The following is a 17,997-nucleotide window of genomic DNA, read 5'->3' on the forward strand; positions in this document are numbered from 1 at the left end:
CCCTACGACGCAACCACTCGCCGCCGCGCAACACGCGGCATCGGCCCGCGCGCGGCAAGGATGACCAAAGCCAGACCCGCGAAGGCCAGAAACGGCAGGCGTTCGTTCAAGAACACCATGCCCAACAGCACCGAAAACCCCGGCATCACGAACATCACGAGCGAGGCGCGGTTCGCCCCCACTTGTCGCACCAGCATGTAGTTCAGGATCGCGGGCGCGACGGTGGCCAGCACGATCAGGGCGATCAATATGCCGATCACGGTGCCCGATGGTTCGACCGTGACGCGCCCATCCACCAGCAGCGCCACCGGCCATGTTGCAACTGCGCCGACCCCGAACATCGCGGCGTTCAGCAACAAGGGCGACACCGGCTTGCGGCGGCGGAACCACACATTGCCCGCGGCATAGCTGAGCGGCGCAAGCAGAGTGAACAGCGTGCCGACCCCCGCCTGCCCCAGCGAATTGCCCACGAAGGACGGCCCCGCGATAAGCGCGACGCCCCCCAAGCCCAGCGCGATGCGCAAGGATTGCTCGAGCGTGACAGGCTCGTCCCGCAGGAACAACGCGGCCAGTGCCAGCGTGAAAATGGGCATGGTGGCGTAAAGCAACCCGCCCATGCCCGACGGGATGTATTGCAGCCCCACTGCCAAAGTGACGAAGGGCACGGCGATAACCAGCAAGCCGCCCACAAGGGCCGTGACGACCGCTTCCATGCCGTTCCAGCCGGGTTTGCCGATCAACCCCGCCACGATCAGCAGCAGCGGCAGGCCAAGGGCTGCCCGCAACGCGCCCAAGGTCAGCGGCGGGAAGTATTGCACCGCCAGAGCAATCAGAAGGGGTGCGGCCCCAAAGGCCGCCGCCGTCAGCACCAAGAGGCCCGTGTCGCGCCAGTCAGAGCGTGGCATTCACCGCCCCGCCATCCAAGAGCAGGTTCTGCCCCACGATGAAGCCCGCATATTGCGAACACAGGAACGCACAAGTCGCACCGAATTCCTGCGCTGTGCCGTAGCGGCCTGCGGGGATGGTGGCTTCGCGCTTCTTGCGGGCTTCGGCAATCGTGCTGCCATCGGCCTTGGCCACGCCCTGATCGAGCGAGGTCGCGCGGTCGGTGTCGTGAATACCCGGCAAAAGATTGTTCATGATCACGCCCTTGCCCGCCACCTGCCGCGAGGTGCCGGCCACATAGCCCGTCAGCCCAGCGCGCGCCGAATTCGACAGGCCCAGAACCGGGATGGGCGACTTAACGGACCCAGAGGTGATGTTCACAACCCGGCCCCAGCCCCGATCGATCATCCCCGGCACCAGTGCCTTGATCAGCGCGATGGGCGTCAGCATGTTGGCGTCGAGCGCCTTGATGAAGTCGTCGCGCTCCCAGTCGGACCACATTCCCGGTGGCGGGCCGCCCGCGTTATTAACCAGAATATCCACCTCGCCAGCGGCTTTCAGCACCTTGGCGCGCCCATCTTCGGTGGTGATGTCGGCGGCAACTGCCACGACCTCTACCCCATATGCGGCGCGGATATGGGCGGCGGTGGCCTCTAGCGCCTCTGCCCCGCGCGCATTCAGCACCAGATGCACACCTTCCGCTGCCAGTGCTTCGGCACAGCCGCGCCCTAACCCTTTGGAGCTTGCGCAAACCAGCGCGCGTTTGCCTGCGATACCCAGATCCATCTCGATCCTCCCGTTTGTTCACCTGTGCAGCAGTAGCATTAGCGCGCGCGATGGGAAAGACGAGAGGGCACCAAAGGAATGTCGCTGGCAGACAATTTCGTGTCGCTGGGGTTGCATGCACCCCCCAACCCCGTGTTAGCGTTAGCCATCAGCGATCATAAAAATAACCGCATGGAGGGACCATGTATCGGAAAGTCATCTTTCCGGTCGATCTGTCACATATCGACCACTTGACCAAGGCGCTTGCGACAGCCGCAGACCTTGCCAAGCACTACAAAGCCGAAATTTGCTATGTCGGCGTGACCGGCACGGCCCCCGGACCGGGCGCGCATAGCCCGACCGAATATGCAGAGAAACTGGCCAAGTTCGCAGCTGACCAAGGCGCTGCCCATGGGCTGAGTGCCACGTCGAAAACCTGTGTCAGCCATGACCCCAGCATCGACACGGACAAGACGCTTCTGAGCGCCATCGACGAGCTGGGCGGCGATCTTGTCGTCATGCAGACCCATGCGCCCAACGCGCTAGACTACATCTGGGCCGGGCATGGCGACACGATTGCCGCGCGCGCCGATATTTCCGTATTTCTGGTGCGCTGACAGCCGTCGCCGCACCCAAGCCACCCATCGTGGCCAAGAAGGAGACATTGCATGTCACAAGAAGATACCGACATTGAAGCGATCCCGGAACCCGAAGGGGCGTCCGAGGTGATCGACACCGATTACGAGATCGGACAAGACAACATAACCCCGCAAATCGGCCCGTTCGGGCTGGACATTCATAACCCCGTTTTCGTCGTGTCGGGCCTTGTGGTCGTGGCCTTCGTGATCCTGACCCTGATGTTTCAGGACGCGGTCGGCCCTGCCTTCACGGCGCTCCGCGGTTTCCTGACTTCCAGCTTCGACTGGTTCTTCCTGTCGGCGGCGAATATCTTCGTCATCGTCTGCCTTGGTATCCTGATCTCGCCCTTGGGCAAGGTCCGGATCGGCGGGCAAGACGCGACACCCGATTATGGCTATCTGGGCTGGTTCGCGATGCTGTTTGCCGCAGGCATGGGCATTGGCCTGATGTTCTTCGGCGTGCTGGAGCCGGTCTATTATTTCGGCACGCCCTGGGGCGATAACCCGCTCGGCGGCGATCTGGGCATTGTCGAAGGTGCGCTGGCAGACCCGGAAACGGTCGAATCCGCGCGGCGTTTGGCGATGGCATCGACCATCTACCACTGGGGTCTGCACCCTTGGGCGATCTACGCGGTCGTGGCCCTGTCGCTGGCGCTCTTCGCCTATAACAAGGGTCTGCCGCTGACCGTGCGCTCGATCTTCTACCCCATCTTTGGCGAGAAAGTCTGGGGCTGGCCGGGCCACATCATCGACATTCTGGCGGTGTTTGCCACGCTCTTCGGTCTGGCCACGTCTCTCGGATTCGGCGCACAGCAGGCGTCGGCCGGTCTGGGCTTCGTGTTCGACGCCCCGGAACTTGGGTCCAGCATCACCACCTCGATCATCCTGATCTGCATCATCACCGGCATGGCGCTCATCTCGGTGCTGCGGGGGCTGGACGGCGGGGTCAAGGTGCTGTCCGAAGTCAATATGGGCCTTGCGCTGCTGCTGATGATCTTCGTGCTGCTGGTCGGCCCGACACTGACGCTGCTGGGCAACCTGTTTGGCAATATCGGCGCCTATTTCAGCGAAGTCGTAGCGCTGTCGAACCCGGTGGGCCGCGAAGATGACGGCTTCCGCCAAGGCTGGACCGCGTTCTACTGGGCGTGGTGGATCAGCTGGTCGCCCTTCGTCGGCATGTTCATCGCCCGCGTCAGCCGGGGCCGCACGGTGCGCGAATTCATCACCTGCGTGCTGATTATTCCGACACTCGCCTCTGCGATATGGATGACAACCTTCGGCGGCACCGCGATCCAGCAATTGATCGACAGCGCATCGGAAGCGGCCGTGTTTGCTTACGTGATCGACAGCTATGTGCCGGAACTGTCGCTGTTCGGGATGCTGTCGGAACTGCCGCTGGCAAGCATTACCTCGGTGCTGGCGATCATCCTTGTGATCGTGTTCTTCGTCACCTCGTCGGACTCGGGGTCGCTGGTGATCGACACGATCACGGCGGGCGGCAAGATCAATGCACCTGTCAGCCAGCGCGTGTTCTGGGTGATCTTCGAAGGGCTGGTTGCTGCGTCCTTGCTACTCGGCGGCGGTCTGGCGGCGCTGCAAGCGGCGTCCGTCTCGACCGGGTTGCCCTTTGCGATCGTCCTTCTAATGGCCTGCTGGGCGCTTGTGCGCGGGCTGATGTCGGAACCGCGCTGACCCACGCGATAACCATCACGAAACGGGGCCAGACACGGCCCCGTTTTTTTGTGACGTTGCGTCGGTTGACCCTAGGTCGCACTTGCCCGAAGCCGGTTTCGCGCGCTTCATCCCAACATGCGTCTTTTTGGGAGGAGAGACATCATGCGCACCACCTTGGCCACCCTTGCAACCCTTGCCCTGATGGCGGCCCCCGCCTTGGCCGACCCCAGCCACGGGCTGTGGAAAACCGCCCCCGATGACAACGGCAATTTCGGCCATGTGCAGATCCAGACCTGTTCCAACGGGCGTATCTGCGGCGGGTTGGTTGCGGCCTTCGGCCCGAATGGCCAGCCCATCCCGTCCGACAATATCGGCCGCGCCATCGTCTGGGACATGGTGCCAGAGGGCAACGGCGCCTATGACGACGGCAAGGTCTACGCGCCCGACCGGGGCAAGACCTATAACGCCAAGATGGAATTGCGCGGCAACAGCCTTGGCGTGTCGGGCTGCGTGCTGGGCATCTGCCGCGAATCCGTCTGGACCCGCGCGCGCTGACCACCGCCCCGCATGGAACCCCATTGGAGTGAGCGGCCTCTTGCGCTAACGTGATCTTGGGCGCGCGCGGTTTCGCGCGCGGACAGGGATGTGGGTTGCCATGACGCATTACGATTGCGAAATCTTCGATGCGTCCGCCTTGCGGGCGTTCTGGGGCATCAACGAAGGCGAGCCGCTTGGCCCGCCCGACCTGCTATGCACAGGCGACGTGTATGAACTGCTGGAGGGCGCGCGCCCCAGCACCGTGACCTTCAAGATCACCGAGGACGCGATCACCATCGCCGACACCGCCCCAGAGGGCGGTTTCGCGGGGGCGGTCGCCGTTCTGGCAGAGCTGCGGCTGATGGCGCAGGATAACGAGGTGCTGGACGCGCTGCTTCTGGATATAGGGGGCCGGCTGGCGCTGCTGCCGCTCTCGCCGCTGCGCCGGGATGCGCGCTATGCGCTGATCGGCATCGACCCCGGCCAGACCCGGCTGCGCTTGTCGCAACTGGTCTTCGGCAGCTTTTGCGCAGGCACGCGGATCATGGCGGGCGACGGGCAGCTTGTCCCGATAGAGACGCTGGAGGCGGGCGATTACGTGCTGACCCGCGACAATGGCGCGCAACCGCTTCTATGGGTGGGCAAGATCACCGTGCGCGCCGTGGGGCTGTTTGCGCCCGTGCGCCTGCCGCCGGGGCTGTTGGGCAATCTTGGCCCGCTATCCGTCGGGCCGCTGCAACGCATCTTCCTCTATCAGCGTGGTGGGCTGGCGGCGCATGGCCGGTCCGAGGCGCTGGTGCAAGCCCGCTACCTGGTCGATGGCGACCGCGTGCAGCAACGCGAAGGCGGCTTTGCCACCTATCATGCGCTGGTGTTCGACGACCACCAGATCATCTATGCCGAAGGCGTGCCGACCGAAAGCCTGCTCGTGTCTCGGGCAACGGTGGCGCGCCTGCCCGAGGATTTCGCGCGCGACCTGTCGGCGCGGTTTCCGCAACTGAACCAGCGCGCGCATTTCGCGCCTGAACTGCCCGACGCCGCCGCGGCGCAGGCCTTGGCCGCGAAGCAAAAGGCATGGTGACGGGCGGCTGCATCCTTGCCGCGACCGATGGCACCGAGCGCTCGCGCGCCGTGCTGGGCCGCGCCCAGCTGATCGCCCGCCATTGGGGCGCAAGGCTGGCTCTGGTGCATGTGCGCAAACCCAGCGCCGCCCGCTTTCGCCTGCGTCTGGCACGGACCGCGCCCGACCATCTGGCACAGGCGCTGGTCGAGCATGGTGGCCGGGCAGAGGATTTGCACATCCTCGACGCGGCCCCGGCAGAGGGCGTGATCGCGCTGGCCCGACAGTTGGGCGCCGGTCTGGTGGTCCTCGGGCTGCACCGCGAACGCCGCGTTCTGGACACGCTGCGCATGACCACGATGGAGCGGATCACCCTGGGTGTGGACTGCCCGGTGCTGGTCGCCCAGCGCTATCCGGTCCAGCCCTATGCCCGCGTGCTGGGCGCACTCAGCTTCGATCCGATCTGTGGGCGCGGGCTGGCACAGGCGGCCCGCATCGCGCCCGGCGCCGCGTTCCACGCCATCCATGCCCTACCCCGCGCGGCCACCGACAGCGCCACCGCCCGCGCGCGCGACCTGCAACGCGCCGAAGAGCGGCGCGCCGCGTTCATGCGCTGCAAGGATCTGCCCCCCGACATGCCCCTGCCAGAGATCGTGCCCGGCGGCGTGCACGAAGTGCTGCGCTTTCGCATGGAAGAATGGCAGCCGGACCTGTTGGTCATCGGCGCGCATTCGGGCCGCGACCCGACCCGGCTGGGCAATTACGCGCGCGACCTGATGCGCGCGCCGCCCACCGATGCGCTGGTCACGAAGCCCGACCTTTCCGCGGGTCTTTTGCCGCCGGACACGCCTGATCCGGCAACAACGCCGCCAGCCGGTTCTTGACCCGGCAGTAGTCTGGCGCGGCGCCCAACTTGTCGCCCGATTGGATCAGCAAGGCCAGGCACTCGTCAGCGCGGTGGCAGGCCGCGCAACGGCGCGTGATGGACTGCAACAGGTCCAGCGGCGCGTCTTGGGTCAACTTGCCCGCCTTGATCGCGCCGACCATGTCCACCCCCAGTGCCGAAGACATGCGCCAGACATTCAACTCGCGCGTGCGGCGTGGAAAGGCGGCATGGGTCATCGCCACCTCTGGCCGCATCACGAAAAACCAGCGTGGACGGTTCGCACTTTTGAAAACGCTGTTCCAGAATTTCTGCACCTTCGATTCTCCTGCTCGATGTTCTTTTGGTGAGGCTGGAATTCATACACCTGTTATACATGTTATGGTTGCACGCTACCACAGCCCGCAGCATTTGCAAGAATGCTTAACACATGATGCAATCGCCCCGGTCAAATAACAGTTATTGCCTGCACAAAGGGCACATGGGGCGCTCGCCCCCCAGCCTTGCGCCCGGCGCATGGCGGATTTGCCATAAAACCCTCGCAACCTGAAAAAATATGCGATAAGTAGTCGTTTAACGTTGAACTATTGTCTTTACGGGAGGAGTGACCGGGCATGGCGACACGCAAAACGGCACCGAAATCCAATGTCTCGGCAGAAGAATTGCTGGGCTATTACCGCGACATGCTGTTGATCCGCCGCTTCGAGGAAAAGGCGGGCCAACTCTACGGCATGGGCCTGATCGGCGGGTTCTGCCACCTGTATATCGGGCAAGAAGCCGTGGTTGTCGGGCTGGAGGCCGCCGCGAAAGAGGGTGACAAGCGCATCACATCCTACCGCGACCACGGGCATATGCTGGCTTGCGGGATGGACCCCAAGGGCGTGATGGCAGAGCTGACCGGCCGCGAGGGCGGCTATTCCAAGGGCAAGGGCGGCTCTATGCACATGTTCAGCCGCGACAAGCATTTCTATGGCGGCCACGGCATTGTCGGCGCGCAGGTGCCGCTGGGCGCGGGTCTGGCCTTTTCCGACATGTATAAAGGCAATGACAACGTGACCTTCGCCTATTTCGGCGACGGGGCCGCGAACCAGGGCCAGGTTTACGAGACCTATAACATGGCCATGCTGTGGTCCTTGCCCGTGATCTTCGTGATCGAGAACAACAAATATGCCATGGGCACCAGCGTGCAGCGCGCGACCAAATCGCCTTCGCTTTGGGAACGGGGTGCCGCCTATGGCATCGCGGGCGAGGAAGTGGACGGCATGGATGTGCTGGCCGTGAAAGCCGCGGCCGAGAAGGCCGTGGCGCATTGCCGCGCCAAGAAAGGCCCGTATATCTTAGAGATTATGACCTATCGCTATCGCGGGCATTCGATGTCGGACCCCGCGAAATATCGCACCCGCGACGAGGTGCAGAAGATGCGCGAAGAGCGTGACGCCATCGAGCATGTCCGCGAATTGCTGCTGCAAGGCAAACACGCGACCGAGGACGATCTGAAGGCCATCGACAAAGACATCAAGACCATCGTCAACGAGTCTGCCGATTTCGCCAAGGAAAGCCCGGAACCCGCGCTGGACGAGCTGTGGACCGATATTTACGCGGCCGATGTGCCGCAGAACGTGTGATTTGGGGGGACAAGAACGCATGGCAACCGAAATCCTGATGCCCGCCCTCTCTCCGACGATGGAAGAAGGCACGCTGGCCAAATGGCTGGTGAAGGAAGGCGATACCGTCTCTGCCGGTGACATTCTGGCAGAGATTGAAACCGACAAGGCCACGATGGAGTTCGAGGCCGTCGACGAGGGCGTGATCGGCAAGATCATGGTGCCCGCCGGCACTGAAGGTGTGAAGGTGAACACGCCCATCGCCGTGCTGGTCGAGGATGGCGAAAGCGTGGACGACGCGCAGGCCACAAGTGCCGCCGCCCCGGCCCCCACCGCGCTGCAAACCTCCGAGGGGCGCGCGGACCCAAGCCCGTCGCATGGGGCCGCCCCCGCACAAGCGCGCGAGCCCGCCCCCGACGCGACCCCCGACTGGCCCGAAGGCACAGAGACGCGCAAGCAAACCGTGCGCGAGGCGCTGCGCGATGCGATGGCCGAGGAAATGCGCCGCTCGGGCGATGTCTTCGTCATGGGCGAAGAGGTGGCCGAATATCAGGGTGCTTACAAGATCACCCAAGGCCTGCTGGACGAATTCGGCGCGAAACGCGTGATCGACACGCCCATCACCGAACATGGCTTTGCGGGCATCGGTGTCGGCGCGGCCTTTGGCGGGTTGCGCCCGATTGTCGAGTTCATGACCTTCAACTTCGCCATGCAGGCGATTGACCAGATCATCAACTCTGCCGCCAAGACGCTGTATATGTCGGGCGGGCAGATGGGCTGCCCCATCGTGTTCCGTGGCCCGAACGGCGCGGCGGCGCGCGTGGGCGCACAGCACAGCCAGTGTTATGCCGCGTGGTATAGCCATGTGCCGGGGCTGAAAGTGGTGATGCCCTATTCGGCTGCCGATGCGAAAGGCTTGCTGAAACAAGCCATCCGCGACCCGAACCCGGTCGTGTTCCTGGAAAACGAGATCCTTTACGGCAAAAGCTTCGACGTGCCGGTGATGGAGGATTTCACCATCCCCTTCGGCAAGGCCAAGATAGAGCGCGCGGGTGACGATGTGACCATCGTCAGCTTCGGCATCGGCATGACCTATGCGCTGGAAGCGGCGGAACGGCTGGCCAAGGACGGTATCAGCGCAGAGGTCATCAACCTGCGCACCATCCGGCCCATGGATACCGACACGATCCTTGCCTCCCTGCGCAAGACCAACCGGCTGGTGACGGTGGAAGAAGGCTTCCCGCAAAGCTCTGTCGGGAATTACATCACCTCTGTCGTGATGCAGCAGGCCTTCGACCATCTCGATGCGCCGGTCATCAACCTGTGCGGCAAGGACGTGCCCATGCCCTATGCCGCGAACCTTGAAAAACTGGCGCTGGTCACGACCGATGAAGTGGTCGAAGCCGTGCACAAAGTCACCTATCGCTAAGGAGGGACGGGAATGCCTACAGAAATTCTCATGCCCGCATTGTCCCCGACCATGGAGGAAGGGACGCTGGCGAAATGGCTGGTCAAAGAGGGCGACACGGTCGCCTCGGGCGACATCATCGCAGAAATCGAGACCGACAAGGCCACGATGGAATTCGAGGCCGTCGATGAAGGCGTGATCGGCAAGATCATCATAGCTGCCGGCACCGAAGGGGTGAAAGTGAATACCCCCATCGCGGTGCTGCTGGACGATGGCGAAAGCGCCGATGACATTGCAGCCCCCGCACAGGCAAAGGCGCCGGAAGCCGCACCTGCGGCTGACGCGGCCACGAAGGCGGCCCCCGAATCTGCAGGCTCAGGGGGCTCCGCCGTGGCCGCCCCCCCTGCCCCGGTCAAGGATGGCGGTCGCATTTTCGCCTCGCCGCTTGCGCGGCGCATCGCCGCCGAGAAAGGTCTGGACCTGAGCCAGATCGCAGGTTCCGGCCCGCATGGGCGTATCGTGAAGGCGGATGTGCTGGATGCGAAACCGGGCGCAGCCCCGGCCCCGCAGGCCAGCGCCGCCGCACCCGCTGCTGCAAGCGCAGCACCCGCCAAGGCCGCTGCTGCCACGATGCCCACAGGCCCAAGCGCCGACATGGTCGCGCGCATGTATGAAGGCCGCGACTACGAAGAAGTCGCCTTGGACGGCATGCGCAAGACGGTGGCAAGCCGCCTGACCGAAGCCAAGCAGACCATCCCGCATTTCTACCTGCGCCGCGAGGTGCAACTGGATGCGCTGATGAAGTTCCGCGCCGATCTGAACAAGCAGCTTGAAGCGCGCGGCGTGAAGCTGTCGGTCAATGACTTCATCATCAAGGCCTGCGCCATGGCACTTCAAGCCGTGCCGGGCTGCAATGCGGTCTGGGCGGGCGACCGTATCTTGCGGTTGAAGCCGTCGGATGTGGCCGTGGCGGTCGCGATCGAAGGCGGGCTGTTCACGCCAGTGCTGAAAGACGCGCATCTCAAATCGCTCTCGGCGCTGTCCACCGAGATGAAGGATCTGGCCGGTCGCGCCCGCAGCAAGAAGCTGGCACCGCATGAATATGTCGGCGGCTCCATGGCGATTTCCAACCTTGGCATGTTCGGGATCGAGAATTTCGACGCCGTCATCAACCCGCCGCACGGGTCTATCCTGGCCGTGGGCGCGGGCGTGAAAAAGCCCGTGGTGGGCGCGGATGGCGAGGTGAAGGTCGCAACCGTCATGTCCATGACGCTGTCGGTCGATCACCGCGTCATCGACGGCGCGCTGGGGGCAGAGTTCCTGCGCGAAGTCGTGGCCTATCTGGAAAACCCGGTCACGATGCTGGCCTGATAAAGACAGGGGTGCGTGCCAAGCACGCACCCTACGAAAACACCCGGTTCACGGGGTGTAGGGTGCGAGCTTGGCACGCACCCTTTTTATTCAGATCTCGCCGCGAAACAGCTGGTCCATCGTCAGCGAGGGCTGCGCACAGCCCGCCTCGCCCACGATGCGGGCGGGCACGCCCGCCACGGTTTTGCGCGGCGGCACCTCGTCCAGCACGACAGACCCCGCCGCGATCCGCGCACAATCGCCCACGCGGATATTGCCCAGCACCTTGGCCCCGGCACCGATCAGCACGCCATTGCCGATCTTGGGGTGGCGGTCGCCGTCTTCCTTGCCGGTCCCGCCCAGCGTGACCGAATGCAGCATCGAGACATTGTCGCCCACGACCGCCGTTTCCCCAATCACGATGGAATGCGCATGGTCGATCATGATGCCTTTGCCGATCTTTGCCCCGGGGTGAATATCGACCCCAAAGCATTCCGACACGCGCATCTGGATCAGGCTTGCAAAATCGCTGCGGCCCTGACGGCACAGCCAATGCGAGATGCGATAGGCCTGAACTGCTTGGAACCCCTTGAAATACAACAACGGTTTCAGAAAACGGTTGCAGGCCGGGTCACGTTCGAAGGTGGCGACGATATCGGCGCGCGCAGCTTCGCCCAAAGACGGGTCATCGGCATGGGCGGCATCCATGATCTCGCGCAGGATCTGCTCGGACAGTTCCGCCGAGCTGAGCTTCTGGCTCAGCCGAAAGGCAAGCGCCTGTTCCAGCGTCTTGTGGTGCAGCACCGAGGAGTGGAACATCCCCCCCAGAAGCGGCTCTTCCGCAAGCGCGGCTTCGGCTTCGAGGCGGATGCGTTCCCAGACCGGGTCCAGCGAGTGCAGGTTGGGTTTCAGCGATTGGGCCATGCGTCGCCCTCCTTCTGGAAATCAGTGGGTAGCATATAACCTGATACGACAGGAAAACAATCGTCAGACAGTCGCGACCAGACGAAAACGCGCCTAGCGGCCCTGCCCCATCCCGGTCAAAAGCCGTTTGCGCCCCGGCGGGATGCGCGCGATCTCGACGGCGGTGAAGACATGCAGCGTGTCCAACGCCGGATCGCGCACCGCGTGGTCCGACACCCAGCCCCCCATGCCCAGATACATGCGTAGCAAGGGCGGCACCGATTGCAGCGCCGCTTTCTGCTCTGCCAAGGGGCCGGGCGCGGGCAGGTCGAAGGCCAGCGGGTCGCGCTTGCGCGGCCGCAAGTGGTGCGGCCCGATATGGCGCGCGCGCAGCAATCCCAGCGCCGCGCCGTGGCGCGTGGGCGCGTCGCCCTTGAACGACGCGCAACCGATCAGCAGATCAACCGCCTGCGCTTCGGAAAAGGCGGCAATGCCGCACAGCAAGATACGCAGGATGTCGGGATCGTGCCGGCGCTCATCGGCGATGCAGATCCGCCCCAGTTCCAGCGCGCGCATCCCGGCCTCGACCAAGGGCGCCAGGTCGTAGAACTGTGCGCTGTAGCCGCGGTCCATCTCTGGCCCCGCCAACAGGCGCAGGCGCGCGCAGGCCAATGCGCAACTGCCGCCCGCTTCGGTTATCAGCAGATGCGTGCAAAGCGGGTCGAACGCGTCCAGATCGGCGCTTTTATTGTCGCGAAAGCGCACTTTGCGCAGATCGGCCACTTGCGCCATGTCACTGTCAGAGCGCACGGCGCGCAGGGTCAGCCGTCCGAGGGTCAGCTCCGCGAATTCCGCCTCTGCCCCCATGACCCTGCCCTTACCGGTCCATCATGCGAGCCTCTGCCCGGCTAGTTGCGCGCCAGCATTTGCGCCGGGTTGAATCGCCCAAGCCCGCTGAGCAACTGGCGCAGCACCGACTGGCCCGATGGCCCGGTTGCCGTCACGCGGCGCGACAAGGCCACGACTTGCCCGTCCTGCAAGCCGAAACGCTCGACATTCGACACCCGGTCGCGGTTGTCGAAGGAGATCGCCACGACCTCGCGCCTGGTTTCCATCGGCGCGCGCCAGCCCTGCTCGATCCAGTCGCTTTGCACGTAATACCAAGCGCCGCCCTGCATCACGCCAGAGACGCCGGGACGCCCGACCTTCTCGGCCACGCTCTCGCGCGTGTCCTGTCCGACCTCTATCTGGGCAAGGTCCGCATCGGTCGGGGCATAACCGTGAAAGCGTTGCACCGGGGTGCAGGCCGCAAGGACCACGGTCACAACGGCAAGGAGCGCGACAAATCTGTGTTTCATTGGCTGGCCTGCCCTTCCCTGTCCATGCACAAGCCGTATCAAGGCGTGCTGTTGCGCCAAAGGGATACAGAAGGACGCCCAGCACTTCAAGAATGGAAACCATGGGACTATATCTTCGCCATAGGGTTCGTTTCACAGAAAGGCGCGATGCAGCCCATGACCACCCCGCACCAGACCGCACCGGACACCCCGCCCCTGCTGGCAGAGCCGATTGCCGTGGCCAGCCTGAACGGACGCAAGCCCAAATCGCTGGACTTGGCACCCGACACCGAGGCACTGCAACACGTGGCGGCCTATCTGGGCTTCACAGCGCTGCGCAAGATGCGCTTTCGCGGCACGCTGGCCCCCAAGGGCCGCGAGGATTGGGAATTGTCGGGCCAGCTGGGCGCGACCATCGTGCAGCCCTGTAGCGTCACGCTCGCGCCCGTGACCACCCGAATCGACACGCCGCTTAGCCGGGTCTTCGTGGCCGACTGGCACGAACCCGTAGGCGAAGAGGTCGAGATGACGCTCGATGACAGTCTGGAGCCGCTGGGCCAGCGCATCGACCTGTCGGCCCTTCTGATCGAGGCGCTGGCGCTCGCTGCCCCCGATTTCCCCCGCGCAAGCGGTGCAGAGATGGCACCCGAGGGCGTGCTGCGCGCGGCACCCGAAGGCGACTCACCCTTGGATGACGCGGCGGTCAAACCCTTCGCGGCACTTGCCGCACTGCGCGACAAGATGGATCGCGGCTAGGCACGGGCCGGGGCCGGGCCGATTTCAGCCCTTGCGCATTCGAAAAACGACTGTATTTTGCGCCCTTCATGCGAAGAGGGCTTGGAAGCGCAGCACAATGCGTGTATCCCGCGCCAAAATCGCAATCACAGACACATGCGCCGAACCGGCCCGGATTTGACGGGCTGCCACCGCGCCACTGATACCCGAGGTTTGACATGGCCGTTCAACAGAATCGCGTAACCCGCTCCCGCCGTAACATGCGCCGCTCGCATGACGCGCTTGTGGCCGCGAACCCCAACGAGTGCAGCAGCTGCGGCGAATTGCGCCGCCCGCACCATGTGTGCCCGTCCTGCGGTCATTACGATGGTCGCGAAGTGATCGCACAATCGACCGAGGTCGACCTGGAAGACGACGCGGCCTAAGAACCGCGTCCCGCGTCGGGGTCGTTGATGTCAGACGCGCCAGATACCAGCGTCATAGCCAAGCCCGGCACGATTACCGTGTCGGTGGACGCCATGGGCGGCGACCAAGGGCCGCAGGCCGTGGTCGAAGGCTGTGCGCTGTCGATCGCCAAGAACCCCGAGCTTCGAATCTTGTTGCATGGTGACACAGCGGTGCTGGAACCGCTTGTCGCACGCCACCCTGCCCTGCGCGGGCGGGTGACACTCAGCCATAGCCCCGACATCGTCAAGATGGATGACAAGCCCGCGCAGGTCATGCGCCACGGGCGGCAGACATCTATGTGGAACGCGCTTGGCGCGCAGCGCGAGGGCGCGGCGCAGGCGACCGTTTCCTGCGGCAATACCGGGGCGCTGATGGCGGTATCCATGTTGCAGTTGCGCAAGCTGCCCGGCGTGCATCGGCCCGCGATTGCCTGTCTTTGGCCCTCGCGCGGGGCAACCGGTTTCAACACCATGCTTGATGTGGGCGCGGATGTGCGCGCCGACGAGGAATCGCTTCTGCAATACGCGATGATGGGCGCGGCCTATTTCCGCAACGCCTTTGACGTGGCGCGCCCGCGCGTGGGCTTGTTGAATGTCGGCACAGAGGACCACAAGGGCCGGGCAGAGATCAAGGAAGCCGCTACGCTCATCGCGCAGGCCGCCGAGATCGGCCAGTTCGATTTCGTGGGCTTCGTGGAAGGCAGCGACATCCCGTCAGAACGCGTGGATGTCATCGTGACCGACGGGTTCACCGGCAATGTCGCGCTGAAAACCGGCGAAGGCACGGCGCGGCTGATCTCGGACATGTTGCGCAAGGAATTGACCGCGACGCCCCTGTCGAAGCTGGCGGCCCTTCTGGCGCTTGGCCCGATGCGCCGCGCCAAGAAACGAATCGACCCCAGCCGCGTGAATGGCGGCGTGTTCCTTGGGCTGAACGGCACGGTCGTGAAATCGCACGGCTCTGCCGATGCGATGGGCGTGTCCTCGGCCATCAAGCTGGCCTTTACCTTGGCGCGCTCGGGCTTTCAGGACCGCATGGCCCACCGGCTGACCGCCGTCATGGACAGCGTTGCGGGCCGCGACCAGATAGAGGCCGCCGCGCAAGACCCCCAACAGGCAGAGGACAAGGCATGAGCATGTTGCGCGCAGTCATTCGCGGGTGCGGCCATTACCTGCCCGAGCGGGTCGTGACCAATGCCGAATTCGCGGAAACGCTGGATACGTCAGACGAATGGATCGTGTCGCGTTCGGGCATCGAACGGCGGCATTTCGCGGCAGAGGGGGAATATACCTCTGACCTGGCCGCCCATGCTGCGCGCCGCGCGCTGGACGCATCCGGCATCGCCGCCGATCAGATCGACGCGGTGATCGTCGCCACCTCGACGCCCGATTACACCTTCCCGGCGGTTGCCACGCAGGTGCAGGCGGCCTTGGGCATTCGTCAGGGCTTTGCCTTCGATATTCAGGCGGTCTGTGCGGGTTTCGTTTTCGCGCTGGCCAATGCCAACGGGCTGATCCTGGGTGGACAAGCCAAGCGCGTACTGGTCATCGGGGCAGAGACGTTTTCGCGCATCATGGACTGGACCGACCGGGGCACCTGCGTGCTGTTCGGCGATGGCGCGGGCGCGGTGGTGCTGGAAGCGGTTGAAAGCGACGGCACGCCGCAGGATCGGGGCGTGTTGGGGGCGGATCTGAACTCGGACGGGCAATACCGCGATCTGCTATATGTCGACGGCGGTGTGTCGCGCTCGGGCACCGCAGGTGTGCTGAAAATGCAGGGCCGTGAAGTGTTCCGCCACGCGGTCGAGAAGCTGGCCGAAACCGCCAATGCCGCGCTGGCCAAGGCAGGGCTGACCAGTGCCGATGTGGATTGGGTCGTGCCGCATCAGGCCAATCTGAGGATCATCAAGGGCACCGCGCAAAAGCTGGGTGTGCCGATGGAAAAGGTCGTCGTCACCGTGCAGGACCACGGCAATACCTCTGCCGCGTCCATCCCGCTGGCGCTGTCGGTGGCCGCAGAACGCGGGCAGTTCAAACCCGGTGACGCGATCGTGGTCGAGGCCATTGGCGGCGGGCTGAGCTGGGGTGCCGTCGTGCTGCGCTGGTAGCGCTTTAACGCCTAGCCGCAACCCCCTGATATTGACTCGGATTTTGCTTTCCCGCAGGATAGCGCAAACGCCGGGGGGGCATCATGTCGGACAAAACACTCACACGAATGGACCTGACCGAAGCCGTGTTCCGCGAGGTGGGTCTGTCGCGTAACGAATCCGCTTCGCTGGTCGATTCCGTGTTGCAGCATATCTCGGATGCGCTGGTCGCGGGCGAGCAGGTGAAAATCTCGTCCTTCGGCACGTTTTCGACACGCGACAAGAATGCCCGGATGGGCCGCAACCCCAAGACCGGGGAAGAGGTGCCGATCTCGCCCCGCCGCGTTCTCAGTTTCCGGCCTTCGCACCTGATGAAGGACCGCGTCGCCGAAGGTAATTCCAAGTAGTCACGAGTAAGGCAGTCCGATGCGAAAGGCACCAGAGGCGTTCCGCACCATCAGCGAAGCGGCCGATGCCCTGGAAACCCCGGCGCATGTGTTGCGCTTTTGGGAAAGCAAGTTCACCCAAGTTAAACCCGTGAAACGCGCGGGCGGGCGGCGCTATTACCGCCCCGCCGATATCGACCTGTTATCGGGCATCAAGATGCTGCTGCACGAACAGGGCATGACCATTCGCGGCGTGCAGAAACTGTTGCAGGAAAAAGGCGCGCGTCATGTCGCGGCCATGGCCCCCCTATCGGGCGAAGTGGTGGAAGACAGCGCCGCGCCCGTGCTGACATTGGTGCCCAAGACGCCCGCGCCAAAGGCGGAAGATGTGTCAGAGATCGAACTGCCCGCGGCTGACGTCGCGCCCGCTGCGCCCCAGCCAGCCGACAAGGTGGAAAGCGCAGGCGAAGCCACGCCCGAACCCGAAGCAGACATCGCGGGCGAAGATGCAACGCCCGTGGCGGCAGAGGATGGCGCGCAGAGCACCGCGCAAGACCTGCCCCCGGCGGCATCAGTTCCAGAGTCAGAGCCGGATGACACCCGCCCTGCCCCCGCGCTGGCAGCCCTTCTGGATGCCGCCGCCGAGGGTGCGCCTGCGCAGCCCTTGCGCTTTTCCGCCATCGCGCACGCGTTGCGCACCAACCCGCCGAAAGCCCCGGAAAAACACGCGCGCGCCTTGGCCCGGCTGGAAGCGCTGGTCGCCAAGATCAGCGCGCGGGCTGACTAACTACGGGGCCGAAAGCCGCGTTTTGGCCGATTTGCCCCTTGCCCTCGGCGCTGAATCGGTTAGAAGGCGGGCATAGCTTGTCGGGCTATAGCGCAGTCTGGTAGCGCGTCCGTCTGGGGGACGGAAGGTCGTAGGTTCAAGTCCTGCTAGCCCGACCACTTCTTACCTTTGCAGCAAAACGCCTAGCGCTTCGTGGCGCGATCAAACGCCGTTGCGATGTCATCCCACGCGGCTTCGAACCCCGCGCGCATGTCAGACCAAGCCTTGTCGCTGGCATCGCGCGCCTCAAGCAGCTTGGCCTCGAACGCGTCGCGCTGTGCCTTCATATCCTCCAGCTGCTCTTTGTAGCGGGCTTTTGCGTCGGCCTGTGCGCTGCGGATTTGCGCTTCCTGTTTGGCGATCTCGGCATTCAACATGTCCAGTTGCGCCTTCGTCTTCTCTATGAATGTATCGCGGTCCATTGCGTGTCCTTTCATGTTGCAGACTACCCTAACACCTAGGAACGCAGCCAA

At 64.1% G+C, this 17,997-nt stretch carries 21 protein-coding genes and 1 tRNA gene; 15 read left to right on the plus strand and 7 right to left on the minus strand.

Annotated features, from left to right (window positions below; genetic code table 11):
- Positions 1–2: 2 nt before the first annotated feature.
- Together J1C52_RS07535 and J1C52_RS07540 are read right to left on the minus strand one after the other, a co-directional pair.
- Complete coding sequence (locus J1C52_RS07535; protein ID WP_227427326.1) at positions 3–905, minus strand: DMT family transporter; 903 nt, start codon at positions 903–905, stop codon at positions 3–5.
- Positions 892–1,671: an SDR family oxidoreductase gene (locus J1C52_RS07540; RefSeq protein ID WP_227427327.1), complete on the minus strand. Its 780-nt coding sequence runs from the start codon at positions 1,669–1,671 to the stop codon at positions 892–894. Before J1C52_RS07540 ends, J1C52_RS07535 begins: the two co-directional genes overlap by 14 nt.
- Positions 1,672–1,853: 182 nt before the next feature.
- Here J1C52_RS07540 and J1C52_RS07545 point away from each other — a divergent pair, with 182 nt between their 5' ends.
- The 5 genes from J1C52_RS07545 to J1C52_RS07565 all read left to right on the plus strand — a co-directional run bounded on the left by J1C52_RS07545 (position 1,854) and on the right by J1C52_RS07565 (position 6,443).
- A complete protein-coding gene (locus tag J1C52_RS07545) occupies positions 1,854–2,267 on the plus strand; it encodes a universal stress protein (RefSeq protein WP_227427328.1) in 414 nt (137 codons plus the stop codon).
- 51 nt (positions 2,268–2,318) lie between these two features.
- The gene (locus J1C52_RS07550) at positions 2,319–3,980 is read left to right on the plus strand and encodes a BCCT family transporter (protein WP_227427329.1); all 1,662 of its coding nucleotides are present in this window, start codon (positions 2,319–2,321) and stop codon (positions 3,978–3,980) included.
- A 144-nt stretch (positions 3,981–4,124) separates the two neighbouring features.
- On the plus strand, positions 4,125–4,517 hold the full coding sequence (locus J1C52_RS07555; protein WP_227427330.1) for a DUF2147 domain-containing protein: 393 nt from the start codon (positions 4,125–4,127) through the stop codon (positions 4,515–4,517).
- Positions 4,518–4,617: 100 nt separating this feature from the next.
- Positions 4,618–5,580 carry a Hint domain-containing protein gene (locus J1C52_RS07560; RefSeq protein WP_227427331.1) on the plus strand — a complete coding sequence of 321 codons (963 nt, stop codon included), beginning with the start codon at positions 4,618–4,620 and terminating at the stop codon, positions 5,578–5,580.
- Positions 5,574–6,443, plus strand: a complete 870-nt coding sequence (locus J1C52_RS07565; RefSeq protein WP_227427332.1) for a universal stress protein — start codon at positions 5,574–5,576, stop codon at positions 6,441–6,443. The genes J1C52_RS07560 and J1C52_RS07565 overlap by 7 nt, the downstream gene beginning before the upstream one ends.
- Here the strand turns inward: J1C52_RS07565 and J1C52_RS15160 are convergent.
- Positions 6,364–6,759, minus strand: coding sequence for a DUF6455 family protein (locus J1C52_RS15160; protein WP_227427333.1), 396 nt, complete (start codon positions 6,757–6,759; stop codon positions 6,364–6,366). The genes J1C52_RS07565 and J1C52_RS15160 overlap by 80 nt on opposite strands.
- A 297-nt stretch (positions 6,760–7,056) precedes the next feature.
- Between J1C52_RS15160 and pdhA the strand changes: the two genes are divergently transcribed.
- From pdhA to J1C52_RS07585, 3 genes are read left to right on the plus strand one after another with little or no spacing between them, the layout of a single operon-like run.
- On the plus strand, positions 7,057–8,067 hold the full coding sequence (gene pdhA, locus J1C52_RS07575) for a pyruvate dehydrogenase (acetyl-transferring) E1 component subunit alpha (RefSeq protein WP_227427334.1): 1,011 nt from the start codon (positions 7,057–7,059) through the stop codon (positions 8,065–8,067).
- Between the two features lie 19 nt (positions 8,068–8,086).
- Positions 8,087–9,475 (plus strand): pyruvate dehydrogenase complex E1 component subunit beta, encoded by a 1,389-nt coding sequence (locus J1C52_RS07580; protein WP_227427335.1) that lies wholly within the window; start codon positions 8,087–8,089, stop codon positions 9,473–9,475.
- A gap of 12 nt (positions 9,476–9,487) precedes the next feature.
- Positions 9,488–10,825 (plus strand): pyruvate dehydrogenase complex dihydrolipoamide acetyltransferase, encoded by a 1,338-nt coding sequence (locus tag J1C52_RS07585; protein WP_227427336.1) that lies wholly within the window; start codon positions 9,488–9,490, stop codon positions 10,823–10,825.
- Positions 10,826–10,915: 90 nt separating this feature from the next.
- On the opposite strand, the gene cysE is transcribed toward J1C52_RS07585, so the two are convergent.
- The 3 genes from cysE to J1C52_RS07600 form a co-directional block, all read right to left on the minus strand.
- Complete coding sequence (gene cysE, locus J1C52_RS07590) at positions 10,916–11,728, minus strand: serine O-acetyltransferase (protein ID WP_227427337.1); 813 nt, start codon at positions 11,726–11,728, stop codon at positions 10,916–10,918.
- A 93-nt stretch (positions 11,729–11,821) separates the two neighbouring features.
- A complete protein-coding gene (locus tag J1C52_RS07595) occupies positions 11,822–12,574 on the minus strand; it encodes a GNAT family N-acetyltransferase (RefSeq protein WP_227427338.1) in 753 nt (250 codons plus the stop codon).
- A gap of 41 nt (positions 12,575–12,615) precedes the next feature.
- Positions 12,616–13,065 carry an outer membrane protein assembly factor BamE gene (locus tag J1C52_RS07600; protein WP_227427339.1) on the minus strand — a complete coding sequence of 150 codons (450 nt, stop codon included), beginning with the start codon at positions 13,063–13,065 and terminating at the stop codon, positions 12,616–12,618.
- Positions 13,066–13,212: 147 nt separating this feature from the next.
- Here J1C52_RS07600 and J1C52_RS07605 point away from each other — a divergent pair, with 147 nt between their 5' ends.
- The 7 genes from J1C52_RS07605 to J1C52_RS07635 all read left to right on the plus strand — a co-directional run bounded on the left by J1C52_RS07605 (position 13,213) and on the right by J1C52_RS07635 (position 17,643).
- Positions 13,213–13,800, plus strand: coding sequence for a DUF177 domain-containing protein (locus J1C52_RS07605; RefSeq protein WP_227427340.1), 588 nt, complete (start codon positions 13,213–13,215; stop codon positions 13,798–13,800).
- A 197-nt stretch (positions 13,801–13,997) separates the two neighbouring features.
- On the plus strand, positions 13,998–14,204 hold the full coding sequence (gene rpmF / locus J1C52_RS07610) for a 50S ribosomal protein L32 (RefSeq protein WP_227427341.1): 207 nt from the start codon (positions 13,998–14,000) through the stop codon (positions 14,202–14,204).
- 27 nt (positions 14,205–14,231) lie between these two features.
- A complete protein-coding gene (gene plsX / locus J1C52_RS07615; protein ID WP_227427342.1) occupies positions 14,232–15,359 on the plus strand; it encodes a phosphate acyltransferase PlsX in 1,128 nt (375 codons plus the stop codon).
- A gap of 2 nt (positions 15,360–15,361) precedes the next feature.
- The gene (locus J1C52_RS07620) at positions 15,362–16,333 is read left to right on the plus strand and encodes a beta-ketoacyl-ACP synthase III (protein WP_227427570.1); all 972 of its coding nucleotides are present in this window, start codon (positions 15,362–15,364) and stop codon (positions 16,331–16,333) included.
- 83 nt (positions 16,334–16,416) lie between these two features.
- Complete coding sequence (ihfA, locus tag J1C52_RS07625) at positions 16,417–16,719, plus strand: integration host factor subunit alpha (protein WP_227427343.1); 303 nt, start codon at positions 16,417–16,419, stop codon at positions 16,717–16,719.
- A gap of 19 nt (positions 16,720–16,738) precedes the next feature.
- Complete coding sequence (locus J1C52_RS07630) at positions 16,739–17,485, plus strand: MerR family transcriptional regulator (protein WP_227427344.1); 747 nt, start codon at positions 16,739–16,741, stop codon at positions 17,483–17,485.
- A gap of 81 nt (positions 17,486–17,566) precedes the next feature.
- A tRNA-Pro gene (locus J1C52_RS07635) sits at positions 17,567–17,643 on the plus strand.
- A gap of 24 nt (positions 17,644–17,667) precedes the next feature.
- Here the strand turns inward: J1C52_RS07635 and J1C52_RS07640 are convergent.
- Entirely contained in the window at positions 17,668–17,946 is a 279-nt protein-coding gene (locus J1C52_RS07640; protein WP_227427345.1) for a hypothetical protein, read from the minus strand.
- Positions 17,947–17,997 lie beyond the last annotated feature (51 nt).

This window comes from Roseibaca sp. Y0-43 (assembly GCF_020667835.1).
Lineage (GTDB): Bacteria > Pseudomonadota > Alphaproteobacteria > Rhodobacterales > Rhodobacteraceae > Roseinatronobacter.